This window comes from Burkholderia sp. IO2, assembly GCF_029522185.1.
Classification (GTDB): Bacteria; Pseudomonadota; Gammaproteobacteria; order Burkholderiales; family Burkholderiaceae; genus Burkholderia; species Burkholderia cenocepacia.
The window spans coordinates 1-15,118 of sequence record NZ_JAKWFH010000079.1 but is presented as its reverse complement, the minus strand read 5'-3'; the positions used below and the strand labels follow the sequence as shown (position 1 = coordinate 15,118).

The 15,118-nt window shown below is 67.9% G+C and carries 13 protein-coding genes; 11 read left to right on the top strand and 2 right to left on the bottom strand.

What is annotated here, in order from left to right:
• Positions 1-34: 34 nt before the first annotated feature.
• The 11 genes from fliP to MMB92_RS32120 all read left to right on the top strand — a co-directional run bounded on the left by fliP (position 35) and on the right by MMB92_RS32120 (position 13,859).
• Entirely contained in the window at positions 35-796 is a 762-nt protein-coding gene (gene fliP, locus MMB92_RS32170) for a flagellar type III secretion system pore protein FliP (protein ID WP_062884217.1), read from the top strand.
• 19 nt (positions 797-815) lie between these two features.
• Positions 816-1,088 (top strand): flagellar biosynthesis protein FliQ, encoded by a 273-nt coding sequence (fliQ, locus tag MMB92_RS32165; RefSeq protein WP_006491272.1) that lies wholly within the window; start codon positions 816-818, stop codon positions 1,086-1,088.
• Positions 1,089-1,118: 30 nt separating this feature from the next.
• Complete coding sequence (fliR, locus tag MMB92_RS32160) at positions 1,119-1,901, top strand: flagellar biosynthetic protein FliR (RefSeq protein WP_264840667.1); 783 nt, start codon at positions 1,119-1,121, stop codon at positions 1,899-1,901.
• Between the two features lie 184 nt (positions 1,902-2,085).
• On the top strand, positions 2,086-3,090 hold the full coding sequence (locus tag MMB92_RS32155) for an ABC transporter substrate-binding protein (RefSeq protein ID WP_277563181.1): 1,005 nt from the start codon (positions 2,086-2,088) through the stop codon (positions 3,088-3,090).
• 110 nt (positions 3,091-3,200) lie between these two features.
• Positions 3,201-3,998, top strand: coding sequence for an ABC transporter ATP-binding protein (locus MMB92_RS32150; RefSeq protein WP_006491292.1), 798 nt, complete (start codon positions 3,201-3,203; stop codon positions 3,996-3,998).
• A gap of 58 nt (positions 3,999-4,056) precedes the next feature.
• On the top strand, positions 4,057-4,905 hold the full coding sequence (locus MMB92_RS32145) for an ABC transporter permease (RefSeq protein ID WP_006491277.1): 849 nt from the start codon (positions 4,057-4,059) through the stop codon (positions 4,903-4,905).
• A gap of 87 nt (positions 4,906-4,992) precedes the next feature.
• Positions 4,993-6,360, top strand: a complete 1,368-nt coding sequence (locus MMB92_RS32140; RefSeq protein ID WP_277563180.1) for a sensor histidine kinase — start codon at positions 4,993-4,995, stop codon at positions 6,358-6,360.
• 13 nt (positions 6,361-6,373) lie between these two features.
• Complete coding sequence (locus tag MMB92_RS32135) at positions 6,374-7,051, top strand: response regulator (protein ID WP_006491276.1); 678 nt, start codon at positions 6,374-6,376, stop codon at positions 7,049-7,051.
• A 282-nt stretch (positions 7,052-7,333) separates the two neighbouring features.
• Positions 7,334-8,461 (top strand): porin, encoded by a 1,128-nt coding sequence (locus MMB92_RS32130; RefSeq protein WP_043204954.1) that lies wholly within the window; start codon positions 7,334-7,336, stop codon positions 8,459-8,461.
• 347 nt (positions 8,462-8,808) lie between these two features.
• The gene (locus MMB92_RS32125) at positions 8,809-10,827 is read left to right on the top strand and encodes a site-specific DNA-methyltransferase (protein WP_034178472.1); all 2,019 of its coding nucleotides are present in this window, start codon (positions 8,809-8,811) and stop codon (positions 10,825-10,827) included.
• The gene (locus MMB92_RS32120) at positions 10,827-13,859 is read left to right on the top strand and encodes a DEAD/DEAH box helicase family protein (RefSeq protein WP_006495409.1); all 3,033 of its coding nucleotides are present in this window, start codon (positions 10,827-10,829) and stop codon (positions 13,857-13,859) included. The genes MMB92_RS32125 and MMB92_RS32120 overlap by 1 nt, the downstream gene beginning before the upstream one ends.
• A gap of 266 nt (positions 13,860-14,125) precedes the next feature.
• Here MMB92_RS32120 and MMB92_RS32115 read toward each other — a convergent pair whose 3' ends face one another.
• Together MMB92_RS32115 and MMB92_RS32110 are read right to left on the bottom strand one after the other, a co-directional pair.
• Positions 14,126-14,500, bottom strand: coding sequence for a hypothetical protein (locus MMB92_RS32115; RefSeq protein ID WP_048984953.1), 375 nt, complete (start codon positions 14,498-14,500; stop codon positions 14,126-14,128).
• A 187-nt stretch (positions 14,501-14,687) separates the two neighbouring features.
• Positions 14,688-14,942: a glycine zipper 2TM domain protein gene (locus tag MMB92_RS32110; RefSeq protein ID WP_006487314.1), complete on the bottom strand. Its 255-nt coding sequence runs from the start codon at positions 14,940-14,942 to the stop codon at positions 14,688-14,690.
• Between the last annotated feature and the right edge of the window lie 176 nt (positions 14,943-15,118).

Below are 15,118 nucleotides of genomic sequence, written 5' to 3'. Positions count from 1 at the left end.
TGGCGCCGCGCCCTCTTCCAGTCTCCGCATTCCGATGAAACACGCATTCCTGCGTCGCGCGGCGCGCGTCGCGCCCGTGCTGATCCTCTGTCTCGCCCCTGCGCTCGCGTATGCGCAGGCGAACGGCCTGCCCGCGTTCAACGCGAGCCCGGGGCCGCACGGCGGCACCACCTATTCGCTGAGCGTGCAGACGATGCTGCTGCTCACGATGCTGTCGTTCCTGCCGGCGATGCTGCTGATGATGACGAGCTTCACGCGCATCATCATCGTGCTGTCGCTGCTGCGCCAGGCGCTCGGCACCGCGACGACGCCGCCGAACCAGGTGCTCGTCGGCCTCGCGATGTTCCTCACCTTCTTCGTGATGTCGCCGGTGCTCGACCGCGCGTACAACGACGGCTACAAGCCGTTCTCCGACGGCTCGATGCCGATGGAGCAGGCCGTGCAGCGCGGCGTCGCGCCGTTCAAGACCTTCATGCTGAAGCAGACCCGCGAGACCGACCTCGCGCTGTTCGCGAAGATCTCGAAGGCCGCGCCGATGCAGGGCCCCGACGACGTGCCGCTGTCGCTGCTGGTGCCCGCGTTCGTCACGAGCGAGCTGAAGACCGGTTTCCAGATCGGCTTCACGGTGTTCATCCCGTTCCTGATCATCGACATGGTCGTCGCGAGCGTGCTGATGTCGATGGGGATGATGATGGTGTCGCCGTCCACCGTGTCGCTGCCGTTCAAGCTGATGCTGTTCGTGCTGGTCGACGGCTGGCAGCTGCTGATCGGCTCGCTCGCGCAGAGCTTCACGTAAGCCGCGGAGGAATCACGCGATGACGCCCGAACAAGTGATGACGCTCGCGCATCAGGCGATGATGGTCGGCCTGCTGCTCGCGGCCCCGCTGCTGCTGGTCGCGCTCGCGGTCGGCCTCGTCGTGAGCCTGTTCCAGGCCGCGACGCAGATCAACGAAGCGACGTTGTCGTTCATCCCGAAGCTGCTCGCGGTCGCCGCGACGCTCGTGATCGCCGGCCCGTGGATGCTGACGACGATGCTCGACTACCTGCGGCAGACGCTGCTGCACGTCGCGACACTCGGCGTCGGCTGAGCCGCGCGCCGGCAGCCCCGTTCCGCGACGATGTTCTCGGTTACCTACGCGCAGCTCAACGGCTGGCTCACGGCGTTCCTGTGGCCGTTCGTGCGAATGCTCGCGCTCGTCGCGACGGCGCCCGTCGTCGGCCACGCGGCGGTGCCGGTGCGCGTGAAGATCGGCCTGGCCGCGTTCATGGCGCTGGTCGTCGCGCCGACGCTCGGCGCGATGCCGGACGTCACCGTGTTCTCCGCGCCGGGCATCTGGATCCTCGTCACGCAATTCCTGATCGGCGTCGCGATGGGCTTCACGATGCAGCTCGTGTTCGCGGCCGTCGAGGCGGCCGGCGACTTCATCGGGCTGTCGATGGGCCTCGGCTTCGCGACCTTCTTCGATCCGCACACGAGCGGCGCGACACCCGTGATGGGCCGTTTCCTGAACGCGGTCGCGATGCTCGCGTTCCTCGCGGTGGACGGCCACCTGCAGATGTTCGCGGCGCTCGCCGCGTCGTTCCAGTCGCTGCCGGTGTCGGGCGACCTGCTGCACGCGCCGGGCTGGCGCACGCTCGCCACCTTCGGCGCGGTCGTGTTCGAGATGGGGCTGCTGCTCGCGCTGCCGGTGGTCGCGGCGCTGCTGATCGCGAACCTCGCGCTCGGCATCCTGAACCGCGCGGCGCCGCAGATCGGCGTATTCCAGGTCGGCTTTCCGGTGACGATGCTCGTCGGGCTGTTGCTCGTGCAACTGATGGTGCCGAACCTGGTGCCGTTCGTGTCGCACCTGTTCGACATGGGGCTCGATGCGACGGGGCGGGTGTTGCTCGGCTGGCGCTAGACGCCCCGCGGTCCCCTGTCGACCCGCTTCGGCGCCGGTCGCCCCCATTCCGCCCCCGTTGCTGGAAAACCCCTAAACGAACCGCCGACCCGCGAAAGGTTGCGGAAGGTTTCGCCTCCCTATACTCGTGATGACGATGCAGCAAGCATCGCGCCATACGAATACAACGAAGGAGACGACCCCGATGCGACCCATCCTGCGCACCCTCGCCGTTGCAGCCAGCCTGAGCTGCGCGCTCGCCGCTCATCCCGCGTTCGCCGACGACGGCGGCAAGATCACGATCATGGTCGGCGGGATCGCGAAGCTGATCTACCTGCCCGCGCGGCTCACGCAGGAGCTCGGCAACTTCAAGGCCGAAGGGCTCGACGTCGAGCTGCTGTCGCAGCCGGCCGGCGTCGACGCCGAGAACGAGCTGCTCGCGGGCGCCGTGCAAGGCGTCGTCGGCTTCTACGATCACACCATCGACCTGCAGAGCAAGGGCAAGGACGTGAAGGCGATCGCCGTGTTCGGCCAGGTGCCGGGCGAAGTCGAGATGGTCTCGACCAAGGCCGCGCCGACCTTCAAGTCGATGGCCGACGCGAAGGGCAAGACGCTCGGCGTGACGGGCCTCGGCTCGTCGACGAGCTTCCTCACCCAATACCTTGCGCTGCAGCACGGCGTGCCGTCGACGCAGTACACGATGCTGCCGGTCGGCGCCGACGCGAGCTTCATCGCCGCGATCAAGCAGGGCCGCATCGACGCCGGGATGACGACCGAGCCGACGGTGTCCGCGCTCGAGAAGATGGGCGACGCGAAGGTGCTGGTCGACCTGCGCACGCTGGACGGCACGCGCGCCGCGCTCGGCGGCACCTACCCGGCCGCGAGCCTGTACGTGCAGTCGGCGTGGGCCGATGCGCACAAGGCGGAGGCGACCAAGCTCGCGCACGCGTTCGCGAAGACGATGCAGTTCATCCACACGCACAGCGCCGAGGAAATCGCCGCGAAGATGCCGGCCGACTACCAGAAGGACAAGGCGCTGTACGTGACCGCGCTGAAGGCGTCGCTGCCGATGTACACGGCCGACGGCAAGATGCCGGCCGACGGCCCGGCGACCGTGCTGAAGGTGCTGTCGGCGTTCAATCCGTCGGTGAAGGGCAAGCACATCGACCTGGCGCGCACCTATACGAACGATTTCGTGAACGCAAAGTAAGCCGCGACGCCGGCGGCGGCGATCCCGCCGCCGGGCGTTCCCCGTTCCGGCCCGGTTGACCGGCCCGGCGCCGCCACTGCGACGCCCTCCTCACCCGCAGGATCGATGCGATGAATCAGGCAGTCTCCCCGAGCACACCGGCGATCGAGTTTCGCAATGTGTCGTGCCGCTTCATTTCGCCGGAAGGCAAGGCCACCGTCGCGTTGCGCGACTTCAGCATGAGCGTCGCGCGCGGCGAATTCATCGCGATCGTCGGCCCGACCGGCTGCGGCAAGTCGACCACGCTGAACCTGATCACCGGGCTGCTCAAGCCCGTGTCGGGCGAAGTCCGCGTGATGGGCCGCCCGGTCGACGGGATCGACCCGCGCATCGGCTTCGTGTTCCAGGCCGACGCCGTGTTCCCGTGGCGCAACGTGATCGACAACGTCGCGGCCGGCCCGCTGTTTCGCGGCCGCTCGAAGGACGTCGCGTACGCGCAGGCCGAGGAGTGGATCCGCAAGGTCGGCCTCGACAAGTTCACCAAACACTACCCGCACCAGCTCTCCGGCGGGATGAGAAAGCGCGTCGCGCTCGCGCAGACCTTCATCAACCAGCCGGAGATCCTGCTGATGGACGAGCCGTTCTCCGCGCTCGACATGCAGACCCGCACGCTGATGCAGGACGAGCTGCTGCAGCTGTGGTCCGCGAACAAGGGGTCGGTCGTGTTCGTCACGCACGATCTCGAGGAAGCGATCGCGCTCGCCGACCGCGTGTTCGTGCTGACCGCCCGCCCCGCGACGCTCAAGCGCGTGTATGAAATCGACCTGCCGCGCCCGCGCGTCATGTCGGAAGTGCGCTACGACGCACGCTTCATCGAAATTTCCAAGGACATCTGGCACGACCTGCGCGAAGAAGTGCAGATCGGCTGACGCATACGCCGCACGACAAGCACCGGCAAGAAACAGCAAGGACAGGAGCATGACCGACATGACGCTTCCCACCACCGCCCTTCCGGCGACCACGCTCGAGGACGACGAGCGCGCCGCGCAACGCCGGCTGCGCCGCCGGCGCACGCTGATCGTCACGCTGCGGATCGCCGTACTCGTGATCGTGCTGGGCGGGTGGGAACTCGCCGCCCGGCTGAAATGGATCGATCCGTTCTTCTTCTCGATGCCGTCGCTGATCTTCGCGCAGATCCAGGACTGGTTCGTGAACGGCACGTCGCAGGGTCCGCTGCTCACGCAGGTGTGGGTCACGCTCGAGGAAACCGCGATCGGCTTCCTGATCGGCTCGGTGGCCGGCGTGATCTGCGGGATCGTGCTCGGCCGCAACAAGCTGATGGCCGACGTGTTCGGCCTGTACATCCAGATCGCGAACTCGATTCCGCGCGTCGTGCTCGGCTCGGTGTTCGTGATCGCGCTCGGCCTCGGGATGGCGTCGAAGATCGCGCTGGCCGTCGTGATGGTGTTCTTCGTCGTGTTCGGCAACGCGTTCCAGGGCGTGCGCGAAGCGGATCGCTACCTGATCGCGAACGCGCAGATCCTCGGCGCGTCGCGCCGGCAGATCACCACGTCGGTCGTGATCCCGTCCGCGCTCTCCTGGATTCTCGCGAGCCTGCACGTGAGCTTCGGCTTCGCGCTGGTCGGTGCGGTGGTCGGCGAATTCCTGGGTTCCAAGCAGGGGATCGGGCTGTTAATCTCCACCGCCCAGGGCGCGTTCAACGCGAGCGGCGTGTTCGCGGCGATGATCGTGCTGGCCGTGGTCGCGCTGGCCGCCGACTACCTGCTGACGCGGATCGAGAAGCGGCTGCTGAAGTGGCGCCCCGCGGCGTTCTGAGCGCCGCCCGCCGGCGCCTGACATGACACCCCGACCGCGCCGGCGACCCCGGCGCGGTTCGGCATTTCCGGGAAGGAGCGCAACAGAATGGCGCACAGCCTGCGCGGACGACTGCTGTGGTGGCTGCTGCTGCCGCTCGCGGTATTCGTGCTGATCGCCGGCGCGATGTCGTACGACACCGCGCGGACCACGGCCGCGCTCGTGCAGGACAGCGCGCTCGTCGCGTCCGCGCGCACGATCGGCGAGGACGTCGAATGGCGCAACGGCCGGCCGGCGGCCGATGTGCCGCCCGCCGCGCTGGAGATCTTCGAATCGCCGTCGGGCGACTCGGTGTTCTACAAGGTGGTCGACGGCCACGACCGCCTGCTCGCCGGCAATCCGGCGCTCGACCTGCCCGCGCGGCACGGCATCGAGCCGACGCTGTACGACACGTCGCTCGACGGCGTGCCGCTGCGCGCGGTGGCCTACGACCGCCAGCTGTACGACGAGGGGCAGGTCGAGACGGTCACCGTGGTCGTCGCGAAAACGACGCGTTCGTACGGCGCGATGGTCGCGACGATCTGGCGGCCGCAGCTCGTGCGCCTGTCGCTGATGCTGGTGCTCGCGGTGGTGCTCGTCTATCTCGGCCTCACCTTCGAGCTGCGCCCGCTGATGAAGCTGAAGGACGACGTGGCCGACCGCGGGCCGATGGAACTCGAGCCGATCCGCCCGGAGCGGCTGCAATACGAACTGCGGCCGATCGTCGACGCGATCAACCAGTGCATCGCGCGCCTGAACACGCACACGGCCACGCAGCGCCGCTTCATCGCGGATGCCGCGCACCAGCTGCGCACGCCGATCGCGGTGCTCGACACGCAGATCCAGTACGCGCAGCAGCGCGGCAACGACGATCGTGAACTCGCGTCGGTGCTCGACAGCATGCAGCGCAGCAGCCGCAAGATGGCCGACGTGACCGACAAGCTGCTGCTGCTCGCGCACGCGGAAGCGACGCCGTCGACGCTCCTGACCCAGCGCGTCGACCTGGCCGCGGTGGTGTCGAGCGTGCTGGAGGAGACGATCGTGCTCGCGCAGCGGCGCGACATCGACCTCGGCGCGGATCTCGGCGAGCGGCTCGACGTCGCGGGCAGCGACAGCCTGCTCACCGCGCTGGTGATGAACCTCGTCGACAACGCGGTGCGCTACACCCAGCCGGGCGGCTGCGTGACGGTCTGCGCGCGGCGCGACGGCGAGGCGATCGTGCTCGACGTGGTCGACGACGGCCCCGGCATCCCGGCCGAAGCGCGACCGCACGTATTCAAGCGGTTCTACCGCGTGTCGGCCGACACCGAGGGCTCGGGCCTCGGGCTCGCGATCGTCCGCGAGATCGCGCAGGCGCACGGCGGCAGCGTGTCGCTCGCGCCGGGGCCCGGCAATCGCGGGATCGTCGTGACCGTGCGGTTGCCCGCTTTCGATTGAAGAGAACGCCGTCATGAAACTTTTGCTGGTCGAAGACAACGCCGAGCTCGCGCACTGGATCGTGAACCTGCTGCGCGGCGAGGATTTCGCGGTCGACTGCGTCGGCGACGGCGAACGGGCCGACACGGTGCTCAAGACCGAACGCTACGACGCGGTGCTGCTCGACATGCGCCTGCCCGGCATCAGCGGCAAGGAAGTGCTCGCACGGCTGCGGCGCCGCAATGACAACGTGCCGGTGCTGATGCTGACCGCGCACGGCTCGGTCGACGACAAGGTCGACTGCTTCGGCGCGGGCGCCGACGATTACGTCGTGAAGCCGTTCGAGTCGCGCGAGCTGGTGGCGCGCATCCGTGCGCTGATCCGCCGGCAGGCCGGCGTCGGCACGACCCAGCTCGTGTGCGGCGACCTCGTCTATGCGTTCGGCACGCGCGAATTCCGCTGCGGCGACGCGGTGCTCGCGCTGCGCCGCCGCGAGCACGCGATCCTCGAAACGCTGATGTTGCAGCAGAACAAGACGGTGTCGAAGGCGCGACTGATGGACAGCGTGTTCGCGCTCGACGACGAGCCCAGCGCCGACGCGATCGACATCTACATCCACCGGCTGCGCAAGCATCTCGCCGGCAGCACGGCCGAGATCATCACGCTGCGCGGGCTCGGCTACATCCTGCGCATGAAGAGCGCGCACGATTGACGCGGCGCGCTTCCCGCCTTCCGCATATCAATTCGTAGCGCGAATCATCGTCGAAGCCTGCCCGACGTCCGGCAGAACCGCTTCCGCTCGCGTGCCCGATCCGTGATGGCTGCGCGTTCGGTGTTTTCACCGATCCGATTCTTTCCGCCGGGAAAGCGCCGTGAAGGATTGCCCCCTCTACGATGCTATGCGTCGGCCCGCTCGCTGTGGCCGGCAAGAGTCGGCATACATTACGTACTGCCAACGACCGGATTTCAATGCGGCAGCTCGGAGGAGACGATCTTGAAACGAAAAACCCTTGCCCTTTCCATCGCGGCGGCGGGCCTGTGCGCCGGCCACGCGCATGCGCAGTCGAGCGTGCAGCTCTACGGCCTGATGGACCTGAGCTTTCCGACCTACCGGACCCATGCCGATGCGAACGGCAAGCACGTGATCGGGATGGGCAACGAAGGCGAACCGTGGTTCAGCGGCAGCCGCTGGGGCCTGAAAGGCGCCGAAGACATCGGCGGCGGCACGAAGATCATCTTCCGCCTGGAAAGCGAATTCGTGGTCGCGAACGGCCAGATGGAAGACGAAGGCCAGATCTTCGACCGCGACGCGTGGGTCGGCGTCGAGGACGAGCGCTTCGGCAAGCTGACGGCCGGCTTCCAGAACACGATCGCGCGCGATGCGGCGACGATCTACGGCGACGCGTACGGCTCCGCGAAGCTGTCGACCGAGGAAGGCGGCTGGACCAACTCGAACAACTTCAAGCAGATGATCTTCTACGCGGCCGGCCCGACCGGCACGCGCTACAACAACGGCGTCGCGTGGAAGAAGCTGTTCAGCAACGGCATCTTCGCGAGCGCCGGCTACCAGTTCAGCAACTCGACGTCGTTCGCGACCGGCTCCGCGTACCAGGCCGCGCTCGGCTACAACGGCGGGCCGTTCGCCGTGTCGGGCTTCTACAACCACGTGAACCACAACGGCTTCCGGAACCAGACGTTCTCGGTCGGCGGCAACTACACGTTCGACATCGTGCGCCTGAATGCCGGCTACTTCCGCTACAACGGCGACCAGGGCCCGCTCGGCCAGCGCCACGACGATTCGTGGACGGTGTCGATGAAGATCGCGCCGAAGGGCGCGCTCGACTACGAGCTCGGCTACCAGCAGATGCGCATCAAGAACGCCGCGAACAACGCGGACGGCTTCACGCCGAACGCCAACCTCGGCGCGTTCAGCCTGACCAACGGCGTCGCCAACGGCTTCAAGGAGACGATCTACGGGTCGGTGTTCTATCACCTGAGCAAGCGCACCGAGGTGTACCTGGCCGGCGACTACATGAAGCTGCACGGCGGCTACACGGTGTCGTCGACGTTCGGCGCGAAGAACCAGCTCGAACTGACGTCGGGCATCCGCACGCGCTTCTGACCCGAGGCGGTCATCCGGGCGGGGCCCGCCGGGCCCTGCCGCACCCTCCATCCGGGATTCTCCATGCGGGCACGCCGGCGCTTTGCGCCGACCGTGCCCTTTTTTTCGTCCTGTTTCAGCCTTTTCGCGGCGCCGTCGCGCGCCCGCCGGCCGCCCCGTGCGACAACCGGCCCGAACCCGCTCGCGGCCCGTCCGGCGGGCGATCGCGGCCGATGCGCACGCGCCCGGCCCACATCGGCGCTTGACCTGCGCCGACCGACTCGCTAGCGTTTCGGGTTTGCCCGGGCGGCCGTTGCCGCCGGTGCCGTGAGCGCGCCCGACGTCCTGGCGCGCGCGGCCGGGTTCCGATGGAAAAGACGATGCAGAAACTCGATGCGGCCAGCCCGCAGGCGATGTCGACGGATTTCACCGCCGACAACGTCGCGCGCCTGAAGGCGCTGTTCCCCGAACTCGTGACCGAAGGCCCGCACGGCGCGTCGGTCGACGTCGACGTGCTGAAGGCGCTGGTCGGCGAGCGCACGGTCGGCGACGCCGACGAGCGCTACGGCTTCCACTGGCACGGCAAGCGCGCCGCGCGCCAGGCCGCGCTCACGCCGTCGACGGGCACGCTGCGGCCCTGCCCCGACGACAGCGTCGCGTGGGACGACACGCGCCATCTGGTGATCGAGGGCGACAACCTCGACGTGATGAAGCTGCTGCACAAGAGCTACGCCGGCAAGGTGAAGCTCGTCTACATCGATCCGCCGTACAACACCGGCAGCGATTTCGTCTATCCGGACGACTTCAGCGACAGCATCCGCCACTACCTGGCGATGACGGGCCAGACCGAAGCCGGCGTGAAGCGCAGCACCAACACCGAGGCGAACGGCCGGTTCCACACCGACTGGCTGAACATGATGTATCCGCGCCTGAAGCTCGCGCACGCGCTGCTGTCCGACGAAGGGCTGATCGCGGTGCACATCGACGAGCACGAAGTGCATGCGCTGGTGCTGATGCTGCGCGAGATCTTCGGCGAGGAAAACGAGCTCGGCGTGGCCGTGTGGGACAAGCGCAACCCGAAGGGCGACGCGCGCGGCGTCGCGTACCAGCACGAATCGCTGGTGCTGTTCGCGCGCAACGCCGAGACGCTGCTCGAACGGGCGCCGCTCAAGCGCCCGAAGCGCAACGCGCAGCGCATGCTCGACGCCGCGCACGACGCGGTGTACCGCAGCGGCAACCCGAAGGACGCGCAGAAGGCGTACCGCGCGTGGATGAAGGCGCAGACCAACCTGTCCGGCGGCGAGGTGATGTACGACCGGCTGTCGGCGGAAGGCCGCGTGTACCGCCTCGTGTCGATGGCCTGGCCGAACAAGAAGAAGGCGCCCGAAGAATATTTCACGCCGCTGATCCACCCGGTCACCGGCAAGCCGTGCGCGATGCCGGCGCGCGGCTGGCGCAACCCGCCGGCGACGATGCAGGCGTTGCTCGAACGCGGCCAGATCGAATTCGGCCCGGATGAAACCACGCAGCCGCAGCGGATCTACTACCTCGACGAAAACATGTACGAGAACGTGCCGTCGGTGCTGCCGTTCGCCGGCTCCGACGACGCGCTGCTGAAGACGCTCGGCATCCCGTTCGACCTGCCGAAGCCGGTCGACTTCGCGGCGGCCGTGATCGGCTGGTGCACGCGCGGCGACGACATCGTGCTCGACTGCTTCGCCGGCTCCGGCTCGACCGGCCACGCAGTCATGCAGGTGAACGCGACCGACGGCGGCGCGCGCCGCTACATCCTCGTGCAGCTGCCCGAGGCGCTCGACCGCCGCGACAAGACGCAGACGGCCGCCGCCGATTTCTGCGCGAAGCTGAAAAAACCGCTGACGCTCGCCGAAATCACGAAGGAACGCCTGCGCCGCGCCGCGCAGCAGGTCGCGCGCGACTATCCGGAAAGCTATGGCGACCTCGGCTTTCGCGTGTACCGGCTCGACACGACCAACGTGATCGAGTGGGACCCGCGCCGCGACGACTTCGACCATGCGCTGTTCGCGTCCGTCGAACACGTGAAGACCGGCCGCACCGAGGACGACCTGCTCGCCGAGCTGACGCTCAAGCTCGGCCTCGACCTGTGCACGCCGGTCGAGCATCACCAGGTGGCCGGCAAGACGGTGCACCTGATCGGGCGCGCGATCGTCGCGTGCTTCGATGCGCGCCTGTCGCGCGACGACGCGGGCCCGCTCGCCGACGGCATCGTCGACCTGCTCGACGCCACCGGCGCGTCGCGCGACGTCACGTGCCTGTTCCGCGACAGCGGCTTCGTCGACGACGTCGCGAAGCTCAATCTCGCCGCGCTGCTCGAACAGCACGGCGTGAAGCGCGTGCGGAGCCTGTGATGCGGCTGCATTTCGAAGCGGATCTCGACTACCAGCGCGAGGCGATCGACGCCGTCTGCGACCTGTTTCGCGGCCAGGAATCGTATCGCGGCGACTTCAGCGTGCTCGCGAACGCCGCGCCCGGCACGACGGCCGCCGCGCAAGGCTCGCTCGGCTTCGCGGTGTCGGAGCAAGGCGTCGGCAACCGGCTGTCGCTGACCGACGACGCGCTCGCGCGCAATCTCGCCGACGTGCAGCTGCGCGGCGGGCTGCCGCCGTCCGGCCTGCCCGGCTCGCGCGACTTCACCGTCGAGATGGAGACCGGCACCGGCAAGACCTACGTGTACCTGCGCACGATCTTCGAGCTGAACCGCCGCTACGGCTTCACGAAATTCGTGATCGTCGTGCCGTCGATCGCGATCAAGGAAGGCGTGCACAAGACGCTCGCGATCACCGAGGATCACTTCCGCGCGCTGTACGCGGGCGTGCCGTACGACTACTTCCTGTACGACTCCGCGAAGCTCGGCCAGGTGCGCCACTTCGCGGCGAGCGCGGCGATCCAGATCATGGTGATGACGGTCGCCGCGATCAACAAGAAAGAGATCAACAACCTCTACAAGGACAGCGAGAAGACCGGCGGCGAGAAGCCGATCGACCTGATCCGCGCGACGCGACCGATCGTGATCGTCGACGAGCCGCAAAGCGTCGACGGCGGCCTCGAAGGGCGCGGGCGCGAAGCGCTCGCCGCGATGGCGCCGCTCTGCACGCTGCGCTATTCGGCCACCCACGTCGACCGTCACCACATGGTGTACCGGCTCGATGCGGTCGACGCGTACGAGCGCAAGCTCGTCAAGCAGATCGAGATCGCGTCGGCGATCGTCGAGGATGCGCACAACAAGCCGTACGTGCGGCTCGTCGGCGTGTCGAACCGGCGCGGCGCGATCAGCGCGCGCGTCGAACTCGACGTCGCGACGGCGGCCGGTGTGAAGCGCCAGATCGTGTCGGCCACCGACGGCGACGATCTCGAGCGCCTGACCAAGCGCGCGCTGTATGCGGGGCTGCGGATCGGCGAAGTGCATGCGGTCAAGGGCGCCGAATACGTCGAGCTGCGCCATCCGGAAGGCGAGGCGTTCCTGTCGCTCGGCGAGGCGTTCGGCGACATCGACACGCTCGCCGTGCAGCGCGAGATGATCCGCCGCACGATCCGCGAGCATCTCGACAAGGAGCTGCGTCTGGCCGAGCGCGGCGTGAAGGTGCTGTCGCTGTTCTTCGTCGACTCGGTCGAGCGCTATCGCCGCTACGACGAGAACGGCATGCCCGTGAAGGGCGACTACGCGCTGATCTTCGAAGAGGAATATGCGCGCGCGGCCCGCGTACCGGCCTACCGTGCGCTGTTCGACGGCGTCGACATCGCCCTCGAGGTCGAGCGTGCGCACAACGGCTACTTCTCGATCGACCGCAAGGGCGGCTGGACCGACACGAGCGAAAGCAGCGCGGCGGCCCGCGAGAACGCGGAGCGCGCATACGGCCTGATCATGCGCGAGAAGGAAGCGCTGCTGTCGTTCGACACGCCGCTGAAGTTCATCTTCTCGCACTCGGCGCTGAAGGAAGGCTGGGACAACCCGAACGTGTTCCAGATATGCACGCTGCGCGACATCCAGACCGAACGCGAGCGCCGTCAGACGCTCGGCCGCGGGCTGCGCCTCGCCGTCGACCAGGACGGCGAACGCGTGCGCGACGCGGGCGTGAACACGCTCACCGTGATCGCGACCGAGCGCTACGAGTCGTTCGCGGAAAACCTGCAGAAGGAAATCGAGGCCGATACGGGCATCCGTTTCGGGATCGTCGAGCAACACCAGTTCGCGGCGCTGCCGGTGCAGGAAGACGACGGCCCCGCGCATGCGCTCGGCATCGAGCTGTCGCGCGTGCTGTGGAACCATCTGCACGAGCAGGGCTACGTCGACGCGCAGGGCAAGGTGCTCGACCGGCTGAAGGATGCGCTGCGCCAGAGCGCGCTCGTGCTGCCGGACGCGTTCGAGCGGCTGCGCGCGCCGATCGTCGCGACGCTGCGCAAGCTGTCCGGCCGCTTCGCGGTGCGCAACGCCGACGAGCGCCGCGCGATCGCGTTGCGGCGCGATGCGTCGGGCAAGGCCGTCGTGTTCGGCGAGGATTTCCGCGCGCTGTGGGATCGCATTCGCCATCGCACCGTGTACCGCGTCGAGTTCGACAACGCGAAGCTGGTGCGCGACTGCACGGCCGCGTTGCGCGACGCGCCGGACATCGCACGGGCGCGGCTGCAGTGGCGCAAGGCCGAGATCGACATCGGCAAGGCCGGCATCGAGGCGATCGAGGTGGCCGGCGCCGGCACCGTGCTGCTCGACGAAGGCGAATTGCCGCTGCCCGACCTGCTCACCGAGCTGCAGGACCGCACGCAGCTCACGCGTCGCTCGCTCGCGACGATCCTCGCCGACAGCGGCCGGCTCGACGATTTCCGCGTGAATCCGCAGCAGTTCATCGCGGTCGCGGCCGATGCGATCAACCGCTGCAAGCGGCTCGCGCTCGTCGCGGGCATCGCGTACCGCAAGCTCGGCGAGCGCCACGTGCATGCGCTCGAATCGTTCGAGAGCGAGGCGCTGACCGGCTACCTGCGCAACCTGCGGCCGGACGCGCGCAAGTCGATCCACGAAGCGGTGGTGTGCGAGACGGACGCCGAGCGCGCGTTCGCCGATGCGCTCGAAGCGCACGACGGCGTGAAGCTGTACGCGAAGCTGCCGGCGTGGTTCCGCGTGCAGACGCCGCTCGGCAGCTATCACCCGGACTGGGCCGTGCTTGCGGAACAGGACGGCGGCGAGCGGCTGTACTTCGTCGTCGATACGCCGAATGCCGACGGCCACGTGCCGAGCGAGCACGAGCGCGCGAAGCTCGCGTGCGGCGAGGCGCATTTCCGCGCGCTGGTCGATGGCGACGACGCGGCGCGCTTCGTGCGCGTCGGGCGGGCGGATGCGTTGTTCGAATCGGCCTCCGGTGCGCCGCCGGCGGGCGGCGGGCGGTAAGACGAAGGGCGGCGACGAGCCGCCCTTTTTTTCGGCGTGGCTCGGCTTTTATCGATCGTGCCGGGTGCCCGCGTGTCGCCTGTTGCTCCGGCCGGTTTTCATCCTGTCATTCGCGTGAAAGCAATCCGTATTCTCGCGGGCGGGCGCGGCGGTTACGGCTGGTTGCAAATCGGGTCGGCACGATGTTTCCGGTCGCCAGCCACGTTGCGTTTTCACCATGAAAAAAGGGCGCCGAAGCGCCCTTCTCCTGCATTCGCTGGCCGTGCTTACAGCGTGCGGCCGAATGCGTTGCGATGCGAATGATGCGTGGACGTCGACGCATGGGCGGTATGGCCATGCGCGTGCGAGTGACCGCGGCCCGGCTGCGTGCCGGCGCGATCGGCGATCGTGTCGGAACGGTCGGCCGCGCGCGCGAGGCCCTTGTCGCGGTCGCCCGCGTGCATGCCGTTCGAGTTGCTCAGCGCCTGGCCGCTCATGTGGCCGCCGGACATGCCGCCCGCATTGCCGCCCGAGCCGCCTGCGCCATGACCGCCGCCGTTGCCCCCGCCACCGCCATTGCCGCCGGCCGCCGCATGCGCGGACACTGAGCCGAGCGCGAGCAGCGCGGCCGTCAGGACGGACAGATATCGTTGCTGTTTCATCTGGTGCTCCCTGGAGCGCGTTTGTGTGACTGCATTTTATGAACGCGCGACATTCGCGCCACACGACGTTGTAAATGATCGTAACGACGCGTGCGGCACGCATTCGTCGTATCAATTCGGTATGCGCATGAACGCCGGAACGAAGCACCGGAGCGACGCCACGGCATCGCCCCGGTAACGAGGTCGCTTACTGCGCCGGCTGCATGCCCTGCACGGCGGCCTTGTGCTGCGCGGCCTGCTCTTGCGCCTGCTTCTTCGCCATGTGATGGCCGACGATACAGCCGCCGACCGCGCCAACCACCGCGTGGTGTCCCGCGTAGTGGCCGGCCACCCCGCCGACCACCGCGCCCTTCATGCAGCCCGCCGCGTGCGCGCTGCCGATCGTTGCGAGCGCAACGACTGCGGCGGTTGCATACCGTCCGATGTACCGGATGGGATTCATGTGATCACTCTCCTCAGGTCGTCGTGATCAGTGCGCTCGTGAGCCGGTCGCGCTTGTATGTTCAGTACTGACCAGTACGGTAAAGTCTGGTGGTAGCCAGACGAGACCGTGCAGTTTGCCCCGCGCTTGGGTGTTGGAGCCCGTGACTGAGTACAAAACGCACGGTTGCCGTGCTG